This window comes from Psychrobacter sp. YGAH215, assembly GCF_007280595.1.
Taxonomy (GTDB): Bacteria; Pseudomonadota; Gammaproteobacteria; order Pseudomonadales; family Moraxellaceae; genus Psychrobacter; species Psychrobacter faecalis.
The window spans coordinates 77,268-91,744 of record NZ_VKLR01000017.1 but is presented as its reverse complement, the minus strand read 5'-3'; the positions used below and the strand labels follow the sequence as shown (position 1 = coordinate 91,744).

Here is a 14,477-nt window from a genome sequence, read left to right as displayed (position 1 = left end):
TATTCTTGGTCGAAAACAATAGATTAGTGAGGTGCTCTTCTTTTTTCAATCACTTTCGAAGTTGAGAGTGGGGTTTATTAAACTGTTTTTTAATGATTTAGGCGAGACAGATAGGCGTATGACAGCATCTCCATCTATCATTGCGCTACGCGCTCGCTTATACTTATCTAAACCTACTTATTTATATAAACACAGTTAGCACCGCTGGGTTATATCCATTTAGCGATATAATAATCCCTTTTATGCATAGCGCTTGCGTTTCTACCGAGATTTGACCATGACTTCTTTAGCTAGCCAAAGCAATACTACCGCTCAAAATGATTCTCAAACCACTACCAGCCATACTGCTGCTGTCCAAAGCATCTTAAGCAGCTTGCTTGATGTCCATCAGTTTGACCCCAGCCAAATCAAAACCGATAGCGAGAGCTTAGAGCACTGGGGCAAAGACTGGACCAAACATTTCGCGCCTGCTGCTGCCGCTATAGTCTTTCCAAAGACCACCGAGCAAGTACAAGCGATTGTCCTCCTTGCCAATGAGTATAATGTCGTCTTGACCCCAAGTGGCGGTCGTACCGGTCTGTCTGCGGGCGCCGTCGCTGCCAATGGTGAGATTGTCGTCAGTATGGATAAGATGAATCATATTGGACAGTTTTATCCTGCTGACCGTATGGTTGAGATTGAAGCCGGCGTGGTCACTGAGCAGTTACAACAGTTTGCCGAATCAAAAGATTTATACTATCCCGTCGACTTTGCTTCAGCAGGTTCCAGTCAAATCGGCGGTAATATCGGCACCAATGCCGGCGGTATCAAAGTGATTCGTTATGGCATGACCCGTCAATGGATTATGGGGCTGACTGTGGTTACTGGTAAAGGTGATATCTTGCAATTGAACCGCGGTATGGTAAAAAACGCCACCGGTTATGATTTACGCCAATTATTTATCGGTAGCGAAGGTACGCTTGGTCTAGTCACTCATGCACAAATCAAGCTTGAGCGTCAGCCACAAGACTTAAACGTCATGGTCTTAGGCATGGACAACTTTAATGATGTCATGAATGTGCTATCTGCCTTTCAAGCGAAAATTGATTTGACGGCGTTTGAGTTCTTTGACGATGTGGCCATTGATAAGCTGATGGCGCACGGTCAAGTACAAGAGCCATTTGAGTCGCGTACCAAGTTTTATACGCTATTAGAATTTGAAGCGCCGTATGAGCCTATCATGGACAAAGCCATGGCTATCTTTGAGGAGTGCATGGAGCAAGGTTGGGTCGTCGATGGGGTGATGAGTCAGAGTCTGGCGCAAGCTGAAGAGCTGTGGAAGCTGCGCGAGTATATCTCTGAAACCATCTCAGTATTTACCCCTTATAAGAATGACGTCTCGGTACTTATCAGCTATGTGCCTGAATTTATCGCCGAGATTGATCATATCGTCAGTAGCAACTACCCTGACTTTGAGGTCTGTTGGTTCGGTCATATCGGTGATGGTAACTTGCATCTGAATATCTTAAAGCCTGCAAACATGAGCAAAGATGATTTCTTTAGCGAGTGTCAAATCGTCAATAAATACGTGTTTGAAACGGTACAAAAATACGGCGGTTCGGTCTCTGCAGAACATGGCGTTGGTATGACTAAAAAGCCCTATCTGAATTATAGCCGTAGCGAGACTGAGATTGAGTACTTACGCGCAGTGAAAAAAGTATTTGACCCCAATAATATTATGAACCGTGGTAAGATTTTTGATATGTGATGGAGTGTTTATTAAAATAACCCATCTATAACCATAAAAAATGGCGCTAAATATCAAATTTTAGCGTCATTCTTTATATTATCGTTTAGCACAATAGTAAAGCTTATAAATATAGCAGTACCAAACCGATGACCAACAGTACACTTAAAAACCCTTGCACCACTAAAAAAGCTTGATGCGGGGCGGCAATGTGGCGCACCATATTACCAAGCGCGTTATAGGTAATGCCGGCGGCTTTGATATGTGGCGGGGTATCAAAGGTTTTGATAATTTGCAAAAACTGCTCGGTGCGCTCAGCTGACCAGTATTGCGGCGCAAAGGGTAGATACGGTGACAATTGCGCTGCTTGTTTTTTGGTGGCAGGCGACCAAAGCCAACGCTCCAAAAACAGCAAACGCATGCGCCAGTCTGAAAAATCACGCTGCGTCAGCGCCGCCACTTTGGCTTTTTCACCCTCCATACATTGCAAAAAATGCCCATTGCCATAACATAACGTCCCTGTGATGCCGTGCTGCTCGTTATAATCACGCGCATGAGCTTCTACTTCATCAAATATCGCCGCATTTAACCGTGAAGCAAGCGTCAAGCTGCTGACATACACTAACTGTATCATTGCAGTATCTGCTATTTCATCTAATTTGCTAAAGGCATTAGCATGAGTTAGGGGCATAATAAAAATCCTAAAAGGTCACCATTGAAGGCAACCGAAAAAATACGCCATCTAAAATGACGTGTAAAAAAATAAAAATATTACGGATAGTAAAGATGGTGCTTCACGAAAACTGAGCAATAAAATATGGTAACAAGACCTAATAACAAAATCGGGCAACAAAAACCTAGCAAATAATTACGCCGCTTGTCTGTGATTGTTTATGGGAGTTGCTATCATAACCAGCGCAAAGAGAAACGTGATAATAAGCGTCATTTGTGCCATAAAGGGCTAAAAATTAAGTTACCCGCAAAGAGTATTTAAAATAAAAACAAAACACAGTGGTAAAATGCACCCTTGCAAACTTGCTAAATCGCCTCATTAAAACAAATAATGACAAAGGCAGGATTTATAACTTTTGCGTATAACTCATTGTAAATGCAAAGATAAATGATTGTAACGTTTAAATAAGCCTATTGATATGCTTTTCTCGACATTATGGTCTAAAAAGTCGTAGAAAAATCTGGGCGCTGGCGTTTACTTTTAGCAATTGCATCTATGCGAAAACGCCTTTTACGTGCTTTTCTTACGATTTTTAATAGCCAGTTTTTTATAAAAACCTTATTTATAGCTGCCCTTTTTAGCAAGATTTTTAGCAAAAAAATATTAAGACCGATTTATTAAGACCGATTTACAGAGACGACAGACAGGAACATTATGAGCAAAATTGAAAAATTAGACGACTTTCACCTAACCATCGCTGAGATTAAGAAAAAAGACTACCCGCAGCTTAAAGCCTTGATGGATCGCGTTTATGTCAACTTGGGCGGCGCATGGTCAAAAAACACCATTCATGCTTTGATTGATGCCTTTCCCGAAGGGCAGATTGCGCTATTTGACCACGATGAGCTGATTGGCATCGTGCTCTCTATGCGCGTCGATTATAACAAGTTCTCTAACCCGCATACTTATGATGATTTAATTGGTCATAAAGAAATTATTAGAGACAACCCTGAAGGCGACGCGATTTATGGGCTTGATGCATTAATCGACCCTGAGTATCGTGGGTATCGTTTGGGGCGTAGGCTTTATGATGCGCGTAAAGAGCTGTGCCGTCAGTTAAACTTCCGCGCTATTTTAGCTGGTGGTCGTATTCCCAATTATCATAATCATCAAGATTTGACCCCTGGCGAATATATTGAGGCTGTAGAAGCGCGTGAGATTCATGACCCAGCGCTGTCGTTCCAGTTATCCAATGGCTTTATTGTGAAACGTATTTTGACCGCGTATTTGCCAGATGATGCGCAGTCAAAAGGCTTTGCCACGCTACTTGAATGGGCGAATATTTATTATGAGCCGCAAGATTATAAGCCAAATACCCGTAAATCTGAGGTGCGTATCGGCGGTATTCAATGGCAAATGCGTGAAGTTGAGTCACCTGAAGAGCTGTTGCAACAAGTTGAGTTCTTCGTCGATATCATGGCCGACTACAACTCTGACTTTGCTTGTTTGCCAGAATTCTTTAACGCGCCCTTAATGGGGCTGTGTGAATCGACCGATCAAAACGTCGCCATTCGCTTTTTGGCCGGTTATACCGAATGGTTTAAAAACGAGATTTCGCATTTGGCAGTCAGTTATAACGTCAACGTCATTACCGGCTCTATGCCGTTTTTGGACGACGATGATACTTTATATAACGTCAGTTATTTGTGCCGCCGTGACGGTACGGTCGAAGAGCAGCGTAAAATCCACATTACCCCGCATGAGCGCAGCGCGTGGGTGATTGAAGGCGGCGATGAGGTCAAAGTGTTTGACACTGATGCTGGTCGTATCGGTATCTTGGTTTGCTATGATATTGAATTCCCAGAGCTTGCGCGTTTGATGGCGCTTGATGACATGGATATTTTGTTTGTCCCATTTTGGACAGATACCCAAAACGGCTACCTGCGCGTACGTCACTGTGCGCAAGCGCGAGCGATTGAAAACGAATGTTATGTGATGATTTGCGGTTCGGTCGGTAACTTGCCGCAAGTTGAGAGCTTGGATATTCAATATGCACAGTCGTCTATTTTCTCGCCATCAGATTTTGCGTTCCCGCATGATGCGATTATGGCAGAAACCACCGCCAATACCGAGATGGTGTTTTTCTCTGATGTGAACTTAGACAAGCTTATTCACGTTCGTAATGAAGGCTCGGTGCATAATCTACTTGACCGCCGAGATGATTTATTTAGCTTAAAGTGGAAGAGAAAAGCGAAAGTGCCAGCGAGTAAATTATCAAATGCTGAGCGCCGTGAAAACTCCGGTAGCGTGCTTATCGGTGACCCATTACAAGACCGCGCGGAAAAACCTTAGGCGCTTATATTAAAAGACAAGCATTAAGCATAACAATCTAAAAATTATAATAAGACGGCTGACCATTCAGCCGTTTATTTTTATCTACTAACATTTAAAGGCGAAAAAAGCAGCCATTATGACCTCTGATTCTAATCTTAATATTACAAAAACTCCTAAGATATCAAAAAAAACGCCCAAGCAAAAGCTATTGTCGGTTGCTAAAAGCTTGCTTATATACGGCTTAGCATTTGCGGTCATTTATATGGCAATTAACTGGTGGCGCCAACCGGTCATGCCAGCCAATCCGCAATTGCAATTGACCGACTATCAAGGTCAAAGCGTTGATTTGGCAGCCATGAGTCGGGATAAGCCAACGTTGGTATACTTTTGGGGAACGTGGTGTCCGGTTTGTCGGGTGACCTCGCCGACGATAGATAAGCTTGCGGCGGCGAATAATTATCCTGTGGTAACGATTGCGATTAAATCCGGTTCTGACCAAGAGTTGCATAGCTACCTTGCCGAGCACAATTACCGCTTTACCACTATTAATGACCAAGAAGGTGAGATATTTGCTGATTGGCAAGGCCAAGTAACGCCGTCTTATGTGGTTTTGAAAAATGGCGAGATGACGTAAGGCTTGACCGGTATTCAGCCGCTTTGGTCACTCAAATTGCGTTTATGGTTATCAGAAGTTTTTTAACCCTTGGTCACTGGTATAAAATCTAATAAATGGTCAATTAAAGGGTCTAGACCTATGCTTTAATAGATGGCGCATTACTGCTAATCAATCATTGCTTTTGGCTAAAAATAGGACGATACCGGCCAGCTCTTTTTACCCTACCCATTTTGTCATATAATAGCTGCCGTTACCCTATTCCCTTTTCTAAGTATTCTGCTAAAAATATTTTTTGTTGCAATCGTCTGATTAGTATTTATGATGGACGTGTCCATTTACAATCAAGTGATAAGCAACTTATTTTGTGCCATGTTTCTTAAGCAAATTTTTTTAAGTAATAAATAAAAGACTAGCATCGATTATCTAATATTTGACCCCATATATCTTTAATCTTACGCCTAAATTTAAACGCTATTTCTAACCACCATTGATAAGACGCCTTCTATGACTGATAAAAGTAACGACACCCCAAGCCACGATTACAAAGACACCCTAAACCTTGCTGATACGCCCTTTGCGATGCGTGCCAACCTTGCCAAACGTGAGCCAGACTGGCTGGCGGCTTGGGAAGCCGACGACGTGTACGGCAAAATTCGTCAGGCGCGGACGGGCGCAACCAAATATATTTTGCACGACGGCCCTCCATACGCCAATGGCCAGATTCACTTAGGTCACGCGGTCAATAAAGTATTAAAAGACATTATCGTCAAATCAAAAACCTTGTCGGGTTTTGATGCGCCTTATGTGCCGGGTTGGGATTGTCACGGTTTGCCTATCGAGCAAAAGGTCGAAGCCAAAGTTGGTAAAGTCGGTCAAAAAGTCTCGGCAACTGAATTCCGTGGTCTTTGCCGCGAGTATGCAAGTACCCAGATTGAGCTACAAAAGGCGGACTTTAAACGTCTGGGCGTGTTTGGTGATTGGGACAATCCTTATCTAACGATGAACTTCCACCAAGAAGCTAATATCGTACGCGCGCTTGCTAAAATTTATGACAACGGCCACGTCACCCGTGGCATGAAGCCAGTCAACTGGTGCTTGGATTGTAGCTCTGCGCTAGCAGAAGCTGAAGTTGAATACCAAGATAAAGTCTCTGACGCTATTTATGTGAGCTTTGATGTGCTTGATACCGACAAGGTTGCAGCATTAAGCGGCATTGAAGGTAATATCGCCGCGATTATCTGGACGACGACCCCTTGGACGTTACCAGCAAACCAAGCCATCTCAGTACACCCTGAGCATGACTACAGCGTGGTCGCGACTGCCAAAGGTAACTTCTTATTAGCCACTGACTTGGTTGAAAGCGCATTAAGCGAGTTTAAACTGACTAACGATGGCATCTTAGCTACCGTTTCAGGACGTGAGCTTGAAGGCCTGCGCGCCCAGCATCCATTGATTACAGACCGTCAAGTGCCGCTTATCCTAGGTGAACACGTAACCACGGATAGCGGTACTGGCCTCGTCCATACCGCACCGGGGCATGGTCTTGACGATTATATCGTTGGCCTGAAATATAACTTGCCGGTTGAAAACCCAGTCAGTGGCACGGGCGTTTATCTAGACAGCGCGGCGGTATTTGCAGGCGAGCATATCTATAAAGCCAATCCGCAAATCATCGCAGCACTGCATGATAACGGCCATTTAATCAACCACACCAAAATCGAGCACAGCTATCCGCATTGCTGGCGTCACAAGTCGCCGATTATTTTCCGTGCCACGCCGCAGTGGTTTATCAGTATGGAAACCAAAGGCTTACGTGAGCGTGCGCTTGCTGATATTCCTTCTGTCAATTGGACGCCAGCTTGGGGTCAAAACCGCATTGAAGCGATGATGACCGGTCGCCCAGATTGGTGTATCTCACGCCAGCGTACGTGGGGCGTGCCGATTACCTTTTTCACTCATAAAGAAACCGGCGAGCTGCATCCAAATACGCTAGAGCTGATGGAAGTGGCCGCGCAAAAAATCGCTGCAGGCGGCGTTGAAGCTTGGTTTGATGCCAGCTGTGAAGATTTTTTGGGTAGCGAAGCGGCAGACTATGATAAAGCAACCGATACGCTAGACGTTTGGTTTGACTCAGGAACGACGCATTTTGCCGTCCTTGAGCAACGTGATGAGCTGACCAATCCTGCCGATATGTATCTTGAAGGTTCGGATCAGCATCGCGGTTGGTTCCAGACCTCATTACTCACGTCTGAGGCGATGTACCAGCGTCCACCATTTAAACAAGTATTGACCCATGGTTTTGTCGTCGATGAAAATGGTCGCAAGATGAGTAAATCCCTTGGCAATATCATCACGCCGCAAGACGAGATCAATAAAACGGGCGCCGATATGCTACGTTTGTGGATTGCCTCGAGCGACTATCGTTATGAGATGAGCGCGGGTAAAACAGTCTTTAAAGGCGCCATCGACATGTATCGCCGTATCCGTAATACCCTACGCTTCTTGCTTGCCAATACCGATGACTTTAATCCTGCGACCAACAGCGTTGATATTAATGAGCTGGTCAGCCTTGATAAATTTATCATTGAGCGTGCGCAAACGGTACAAGCGCAAATCATCAGCGCTTATGATGCGATGGACTTTCACCAAGTCACCCAGCATATCACCGCGTTTTGCTCGCAAGACTTGGGTAGCTTTTATCTCGATATTATCAAAGACCGTCAGTACACCACCCAAACTGATGGACAGCCGCGTCGCTCTGCGCAAACGGCAATTTATCATATCGCCCATGCCTTGATTCGCTGGATTACGCCGATTTTGTCATTCACCGCCCAAGAAGCGTGGGAAGTATTGCAAGGTAAAAACGGCACTGACGCAGGCTATGTATTTACCGAAGCATGGTATGAGTTCCCAGCATTTGAGCTTAGCGCCATCAGTAGCGACGACTGGCAACGTATCATGCAAGCAAAAGATAGCGTTAATAAACATATCGAAACCGCGCGCGGTGAAAAAATTATCAACGCCAACCTCTCGGCTGGCGTAGATTTATATGCTGACGGTGCGATGTATGACAGCTTGGCTAAGCTTGGTGAAGAGCTGCGCTTTGTCCTGATTACCAGTAGCGCAACGTTAAAACCAATGAGCGCCGCGCCTGCTGATAAAGCCAACGCAAAAGCCGATAGCAATGAAAATGAAGACGCATCGGGTGATTTAGTGGTTAACGTCAGCGCTGCGACGGGCACAAAATGCGTACGCTGCTGGCATATCCGTGATGATATCGGTACAGACGCGACGCATCCTGAACTATGCGCGCGCTGCGTGACCAACGTCGCAGGCGACGGCGAGGTGCGCCATTATGCCTAACCTAACGCCTGACTTACCTGAAAATAAGCAGCCGCAGGTTGAGGTCGATAACTCGCCTACGCCTGCACATGCGACTACGGGTAGTTCAACCACGCCTAAAGGTCGTCTGAAGAAGACGCCAAAAATGGTCGCTAATGGCAGTCGCGCCTTTATATGGTATTTGCTGGCGCTTGCTGTGCTTATCATTGACCAGTGGACGAAATGGTTGGCTGAAACCAATCTCAATTTCCTTGAGCCTGTGCCCGTGATTGAGCCGTTTTTAAATTGGACGCTTGCTTATAACTATGGCGCGGCGTTTAGTTTTTTAGCAGACCAAGCAGGTTGGCAAAAGTGGTTTTTTGCGGGATTAGCTCTCGTAATGTCGCTATTTTTAATCGGCTATCTGGTTAAAGCACCACGTAAAGCCAAACTGTTATCGTTTGGTTTGGCTCTGGTGCTTGGCGGCGCTCTTGGCAACCTGATTGACCGCTTGCTCCATGGTTACGTGATTGATTTTATTCACGTGCATTACGCCGACGTTTGGCATTATCCAATCTTTAATATTGCCGATATTGGTATTTGTATTGGTGTGGCGCTGATTGTGATTGATATGCTGTTTTTAGAAAAGAAACGTGATACTTAAATGATATAAATACAATGACTTTGCAAATAGGCTACCAAATCGGTAGCCTATTTTTTTTGCGCCTTTTTTGAGAAACAGTATATTAAAGATTATTGATAACGTAAGCGATATAGTCGAGTGACGCTAAAAACGCTAAAGTATATTAAGTTCAATATAAAAAGGGTACTGCCATGTCTGATAATCAAAAGTCTCCTAGTCAAACATCTAATCAACAAAAAAAACCTATTGCTCAAAAGCAAATTTCTGCTGCTAATGAAAATAATAAGCACGCTTTTACTTTATCAGTATTACAAGCTGATATCATCACCTTAAATGTTGATGCGATTGTCAATGCGGCCAATTCAAGCTTGCTTGGTGGTGGCGGTGTCGATGGTGCAATTCATCGGGCAGCGGGACGTGAATTATTGGCGTATTGTCGTACCTTGAATGGTTGCCAGACTGGCGAGGCAAAAATCAGTCCAGCGTTTAAGCTACCTTGCCAGTATGTGATTCATACGGTCGGTCCTGTTTGGCATGGTGGCAATCGTCACGAGCCAGAGCTACTCATCAGCTGTTATCGAAACTCACTGGACTTAGCAGTTGAAAACAATCTAAGCAGCATTGCTTTTCCATCTATCAGTACCGGCGTGTATGGCTACCCAATCGAAAAAGCAGCACAAATTGCTGTGAGTACGGTGCAAGATTATCTACAGAATAGTTTAGGCGAAACGTCTGAGCTTTCAATTCGTGAAGTCATTTTTTGCTGTTTTTCAGCCAGCGATGCAGCGATTTATAAGCAAATGTTAGAGCAGGATTAAAAGTAAAACATGCTTAGAACAATGCTTTTAATCCCGTTAAGTCGCCACCGTTTACCATAATAAATAACAACCCTGCCAAATTAATAATGACGGTCAAATAATAAATGATACGAAATTCCGGCTTTTGTGACTTATGACGTAAATAGGTTTGTGCGACCAGCGCCCCAACCCAACCGCCAAGTGTACTTAACAGATGCAGCGTTGACTCAGGCGTACGCCAGTCGCCATTTTGGGCAGCGGCTTTGTCTTTGGCATACATGCCATAGGTAATGACGCCTAATATCACGTACCAAGCAATCACTAGCCAGCTTAGCTTATTCATGACCGCCAATAAAATTACAACCCCATAAAAACCAATACCAAGGAACAAGCGTTTCTTTTGTCCCGCTTCAAACTCGGCTTGGGCACTGCGTTTGTGATTACGCTGCCGGATTTGGTTGTTCTTTTGCGCCATTTTTTGTTGTACAAAGCTAAGTTCTTGCACGTCCTTTGCTTGCAGGCGTCCCTGATTGTCTTGCCCTACTGTAAAAACCACTTGCTCGCCAACCTCAGGGCGACGCTGGGCTCTAAACGCGCTAACATGAAAAAACACCGACTCGCCCGCAGTGGTTTCGATAAAACCAAAACCTTTATCGTCCTGCCATTTTTTAATATGACCTTGTTGTTTAGTGCTTAGGTTTTTCGTTTTAATATTCATAGTTTTTTATCATCGATTATTTTTACAACTATTATATAACTTTCCTGCGCTCATAAAAAAAGCTAAGAGCATTACTCTTAGCTTTTTATTGGCCATAAAATATCCTAACAAGACATTAAGGTATTAACGGCATTTTTTCTGTTCATACAAGTTAGTCAAATTGTTGCGGCGCTCTTTTGCAGCATTGATAGCTTCTTCAGTATTAGAATAGGTACCAATTAAGGCTGGCCAAAATAAAATTGCTGCTGCTACGTTTTTACCAGTCGCTTTACGCTCAGCGCGTGCCTTTTGTTCAAAGTCATCAGCTTCTGCTATTTCATTAAGAATTTGCTGACAAGACAAATTAACGTCACTTACTTTTTTAGTTTGTACAACATGTGGAGTTGCACACCCTTGAGCCAATAACGCGAACATTCCAATTACCAAAATAGCTTTTTTCATAATCATCTCAGAAGTTATTTAAATTACAATTATTAATATATATTTACGTTCCTTATATTAACTTTACAGTTATATACAATATGAAAAATAATGTCAACTTAATTTCATCAATTAATCATCCCATATGGCAATCAATCTTATATCAGTTTATTAAACTCCTGTATTTATTACTTTTGATGAGATGCATTTAACGATTAATGATGTATCTCCATTATGGAAGTATTGATAGAATAATTCATGTCATACAGGCGACATGAACATGTACAGCAGACGGTTATGCTAAACTCTCTTTTATAATTAATCTTCTAAACCTTACTCTATAAAAGACACTTTGCTATGACCGACTCCCAATTTATCACCCCTAATGAAGACATTCGCATCACCCACGGCAGCCTTGTGAAGCTGCATTTTGAAGTATCGCTCGAAAACGGTACGGTGATTGATTCAACCTTTAACCGCGACGAGCCAGTGACGCTGACCGTTGGCGATGAGAGCTTTTTACCGGGTTTTGAGCAAGTGCTGATGAACCTACGCGCTGGCGATACGCGCACCGCCCACCTTGAGCCTGAGCAAGCGTTTGGCGAGTGGAACCCTGATAACATTCAGCATTTTAGCCGCACCCAATTTGCCTTAATCGCTGACAATCCTGAAATCGGAATGTTGGTCGAGTTTGAAGATAAAGGCAAAAACACCCTGCCCGGTACCATTAGCGCCATCGATGACGACGAAGTCGAAGTCGACTTTAACCATCCGCTTGCTGGTCAATCGGTACTGTTTAAAGTAAAAATATTCCAAGTCACCCCGCCGGGCGTCACAGGTATCAAGATTATGTAGTATGAAAAACGGCTTGAACATAAAACCTTATTGAGAATAAAAACAGGGATAAACAGATGCAATATCAAACACTGCCGCAACTGAATGAAAAAGTCTCAAAAATCTGCTTAGGAACGATGACCTGGGGGCAGCAGAATAGCGAAAGCGACGCGCATGCCCAGATGGATCTAGCACTCAGTGCAGGCGTGAATTTTTGGGATACCGCTGAAATGTATCCGTCGCCACCTGATAAAGACAAGCAAGGCGATACCGAACGCTTTATGGGAACGTGGTTTAACAAAACCAAACAGCGCGACAAGGTCATTCTGGCTAGCAAAATCTCACCGATGGATTTTTTACGCGATGGTCAGACGCGCTTTAATGCCGCGCATATTAGTAGCGCCATCGATAGCAATCTTGAGCGTTTGCAAACCGATTATATTGATATTTATCAGTTGCATTGGCCTGAACGGCAAGCGAACTTTTTTAGCCAGCGCGGTTATAGTGAAGAGATGGCAGCGCAGTCGCTGGATGATTTGACGCCTTTTTTAGAGACCATCCAAGCACTAAATGACGAGATCAAAAAAGGTCGTATTCGTGCTTATGGCTTATCGAACGATACCGCCTGGGGGCTGATGCGTTATCTGTGGGAAGCGGACAAAAATGGTTTAATCGCGCCTATCACGGTGCAAAATCCTTATAGTTTGCTCAATCGCCTATATGAAGCTGGCATGGCAGAGATTGCCCATCGTGAAAATGTCGGTCTACTTGCTTACTCGCCGCTCGGCTTTGGGGTTTTATCTGGCAAATACCTTGATGGTAAACGTCCTGCAGGCGCGCGTCTGACGATGTATGACCGATTTGCTCGCTATACCAATGACGAAGCAAAAGCTGCCACTGCCCAATACGCCAAAATCGCCGCCGAAGCCGCCTTGGATATGGCGCAAATGGCATTGGCCTTCGTCAATTCGCGCTCGTTTGTCACCAGTAATATCATCGGCGCAACCACCACTCAGCAGCTGCAATCAAATATCGATAGTATCAATGTCACCTTAAGCGCAGATGTGCTAAAAGCGATTGAGGCGATACATACCCAGCACCCTAATCCGTCGCCATAACATTACGTGGTCATAGATTGATATTGTTCAGCTTTCAATAACCTGACGTTCAGGTATTGGTATAGCAAAGAAAAAGGCGCCAATCGTTAGTATGGGTGACTAAGATTGGCGCCTTTTTTATGACTACTTTTCTGCTACTACTTTTTCTATTAAAGCGGTTATCTTTCAAGCAGTTTTGTACTTGCTTAAGGTTTGGCAGCTTTCGTTAAAACCCGCGAATGCAGTTCAGCCAAGCCTTCTTGCATATGCGCTTGTAACAAATCGGTTAGCTGGCTTTTATTCAACCCTTTAGGATCTATCGGCTCAAGCGGTAAGACAAAAGCCGTCACATCTTTACTGTCAAGCACCTTTTTTAGGCTATCTTTCATCGTCATTTTGCCATAATAAGGCAGCGCTTCACTTAACGTGCCGTCTTTATTGACATACGCAATCACCAGCGGGCGTACTGGTACGTCAGCATCTATCGCCGCTTGCAGCAAAGTGCCGTGGATACGTTTGATTTTTTTACCATCGGTGGTGGTCGCTTCTGGGAAAAAGATAACCGAAAAACCTTTGGTTAAAAAATTGGTAATTTGGGTGGCAACCGTGCCTGCATCACCGGAACCACGCTCGATAAATACCGTCCCTGCGGCATGAGCGAGCTTACCAAAGATTGGCCAATCGCCAATTTCTGCTTTTGATAGGAAAAAAGCAGGGCTTAGCGTCCCCACTACCGGAATATCCATCCATGATACATGATTGGATACCCATAGACCGTGATGCTGCTCTACGCGCTCGACTGCCACGACCTGCACGCCAAACGAGCCGGCCATTTTTCGGCAAAACGCTTGAATATAGCGCGGCAGCTTTTCGCGCGGTGGCTGTGTAAAGGCACCGATACGCTGGGCGGCGCGCAATCCGCCAGCGATGGTGGTGGTCATGCCAGCGATCTGTTTGCCGCGACCTAACTGCTGTTTGAGTGAAAAGCCTGACTTAGATTGGCTCATCTGTGTCCCTCGTGGTTAAAAACTTATGGGTTAAAAATTCTTTATTACATCTTAGTGCTAAAAAAGCTTAATGCTTAAAAGAGTGCTGCCTAAAAAACGTATGATTATATCTCGTAAACAAGGGCAATGAGTATAACAAAATTTATTTACTCAGTGATGACTTGTACACTGAATTATGAGTGGCTTTTGTTAATAGTCTTAGCTTAAAATCTTTATAGATAAAAATATTTCCCTATAAACGCTGTAACATAAAGACGTAGCTAATTGCGCACATACGCTTTAATATCAAAT

The 14,477-nt window shown here is 44.1% G+C and carries 11 protein-coding genes and 1 pseudogene; 8 read left to right on the top strand and 4 right to left on the bottom strand.

Features of this window, described 5'->3' with window-relative positions; genetic code table 11:
• Positions 1–277: 277 nt before the first annotated feature.
• The gene (locus FOR85_RS08555) at positions 278–1,747 is read left to right on the top strand and encodes an FAD-binding oxidoreductase (protein WP_144297577.1); all 1,470 of its coding nucleotides are present in this window, start codon (positions 278–280) and stop codon (positions 1,745–1,747) included.
• A gap of 103 nt (positions 1,748–1,850) precedes the next feature.
• Here FOR85_RS08555 and FOR85_RS08550 read toward each other — a convergent pair whose 3' ends face one another.
• A complete protein-coding gene (locus FOR85_RS08550) occupies positions 1,851–2,417 on the bottom strand; it encodes a BLUF domain-containing protein (RefSeq protein ID WP_144297576.1) in 567 nt (188 codons plus the stop codon).
• A 696-nt stretch (positions 2,418–3,113) separates the two neighbouring features.
• Between FOR85_RS08550 and FOR85_RS08545 the strand changes: the two genes are divergently transcribed.
• From FOR85_RS08545 to FOR85_RS08525, 5 genes and pseudogenes are all read left to right on the top strand, one after another.
• Positions 3,114–4,751, top strand: a complete 1,638-nt coding sequence (locus tag FOR85_RS08545; protein WP_144297575.1) for a carbon-nitrogen hydrolase family protein — start codon at positions 3,114–3,116, stop codon at positions 4,749–4,751.
• Positions 4,752–4,869: 118 nt separating this feature from the next.
• A pseudogene (locus FOR85_RS08540) lies at positions 4,870–5,433 on the top strand (protein disulfide oxidoreductase).
• Between the two features lie 420 nt (positions 5,434–5,853).
• Positions 5,854–8,712 carry an isoleucine--tRNA ligase gene (gene ileS, locus FOR85_RS08535; RefSeq protein WP_144297574.1) on the top strand — a complete coding sequence of 953 codons (2,859 nt, stop codon included), beginning with the start codon at positions 5,854–5,856 and terminating at the stop codon, positions 8,710–8,712.
• A complete protein-coding gene (lspA, locus tag FOR85_RS08530) occupies positions 8,705–9,334 on the top strand; it encodes a signal peptidase II (protein ID WP_144297573.1) in 630 nt (209 codons plus the stop codon). Before ileS ends, lspA begins: the two co-directional genes overlap by 8 nt.
• 170 nt (positions 9,335–9,504) lie before the next feature.
• Positions 9,505–10,131 carry an O-acetyl-ADP-ribose deacetylase gene (locus FOR85_RS08525; RefSeq protein WP_144297572.1) on the top strand — a complete coding sequence of 209 codons (627 nt, stop codon included), beginning with the start codon at positions 9,505–9,507 and terminating at the stop codon, positions 10,129–10,131.
• Between the two features lie 13 nt (positions 10,132–10,144).
• Here the strand turns inward: FOR85_RS08525 and FOR85_RS08520 are convergent, their stop codons facing one another.
• Together FOR85_RS08520 and FOR85_RS08515 are read right to left on the bottom strand one after the other, a co-directional pair.
• Positions 10,145–10,828 carry a DUF1294 domain-containing protein gene (locus FOR85_RS08520; RefSeq protein WP_144297571.1) on the bottom strand — a complete coding sequence of 228 codons (684 nt, stop codon included), beginning with the start codon at positions 10,826–10,828 and terminating at the stop codon, positions 10,145–10,147.
• 123 nt (positions 10,829–10,951) lie between these two features.
• Entirely contained in the window at positions 10,952–11,269 is a 318-nt protein-coding gene (locus FOR85_RS08515) for a hypothetical protein (protein WP_068403993.1), read from the bottom strand.
• Positions 11,270–11,605: 336 nt separating this feature from the next.
• On the opposite strand from FOR85_RS08515, the gene FOR85_RS08510 reads away from it, so the two are divergent.
• Together FOR85_RS08510 and FOR85_RS08505 are read left to right on the top strand one after the other, a co-directional pair.
• Positions 11,606–12,103: a peptidylprolyl isomerase gene (locus FOR85_RS08510; RefSeq protein ID WP_144297570.1), complete on the top strand. Its 498-nt coding sequence runs from the start codon at positions 11,606–11,608 to the stop codon at positions 12,101–12,103.
• A 56-nt stretch (positions 12,104–12,159) separates the two neighbouring features.
• Entirely contained in the window at positions 12,160–13,200 is a 1,041-nt protein-coding gene (locus FOR85_RS08505) for an aldo/keto reductase (RefSeq protein ID WP_144297569.1), read from the top strand.
• Between the two features lie 185 nt (positions 13,201–13,385).
• On the opposite strand, the gene FOR85_RS08500 is transcribed toward FOR85_RS08505, so the two are convergent.
• Positions 13,386–14,186: a 1-acyl-sn-glycerol-3-phosphate acyltransferase gene (locus FOR85_RS08500; RefSeq protein WP_144297568.1), complete on the bottom strand. Its 801-nt coding sequence runs from the start codon at positions 14,184–14,186 to the stop codon at positions 13,386–13,388.
• Positions 14,187–14,477: the final 291 nt, after the last annotated feature.

Bases quoted from the DNA above. Each gene is read 5' to 3' on its own strand.
- FOR85_RS08545 (WP_144297575.1), top strand. From the start codon at position 3,114: ATGAGCAAAATTGAAAAATTAGACGACTTTCACCTAACCATCGCTGAG.
- FOR85_RS08520 (WP_144297571.1), bottom strand. From the start codon at position 10,828: ATGAATATTAAAACGAAAAACCTAAGCACTAAACAACAAGGTCATATT.
- ileS (WP_144297574.1), top strand. From the start codon at position 5,854: ATGACTGATAAAAGTAACGACACCCCAAGCCACGATTACAAAGACACC.
- FOR85_RS08510 (WP_144297570.1), top strand. From the start codon at position 11,606: ATGACCGACTCCCAATTTATCACCCCTAATGAAGACATTCGCATCACC.
- FOR85_RS08500 (WP_144297568.1), bottom strand. From the start codon at position 14,186: ATGAGCCAATCTAAGTCAGGCTTTTCACTCAAACAGCAGTTAGGTCGC.
- FOR85_RS08525 (WP_144297572.1), top strand. From the start codon at position 9,505: ATGTCTGATAATCAAAAGTCTCCTAGTCAAACATCTAATCAACAAAAA.
- lspA (WP_144297573.1), top strand. From the start codon at position 8,705: ATGCCTAACCTAACGCCTGACTTACCTGAAAATAAGCAGCCGCAGGTT.
- FOR85_RS08555 (WP_144297577.1), top strand. From the start codon at position 278: ATGACTTCTTTAGCTAGCCAAAGCAATACTACCGCTCAAAATGATTCT.
- FOR85_RS08515 (WP_068403993.1), bottom strand. From the start codon at position 11,269: ATGAAAAAAGCTATTTTGGTAATTGGAATGTTCGCGTTATTGGCTCAA.
- FOR85_RS08505 (WP_144297569.1), top strand. From the start codon at position 12,160: ATGCAATATCAAACACTGCCGCAACTGAATGAAAAAGTCTCAAAAATC.
- FOR85_RS08550 (WP_144297576.1), bottom strand. From the start codon at position 2,417: ATGCCCCTAACTCATGCTAATGCCTTTAGCAAATTAGATGAAATAGCA.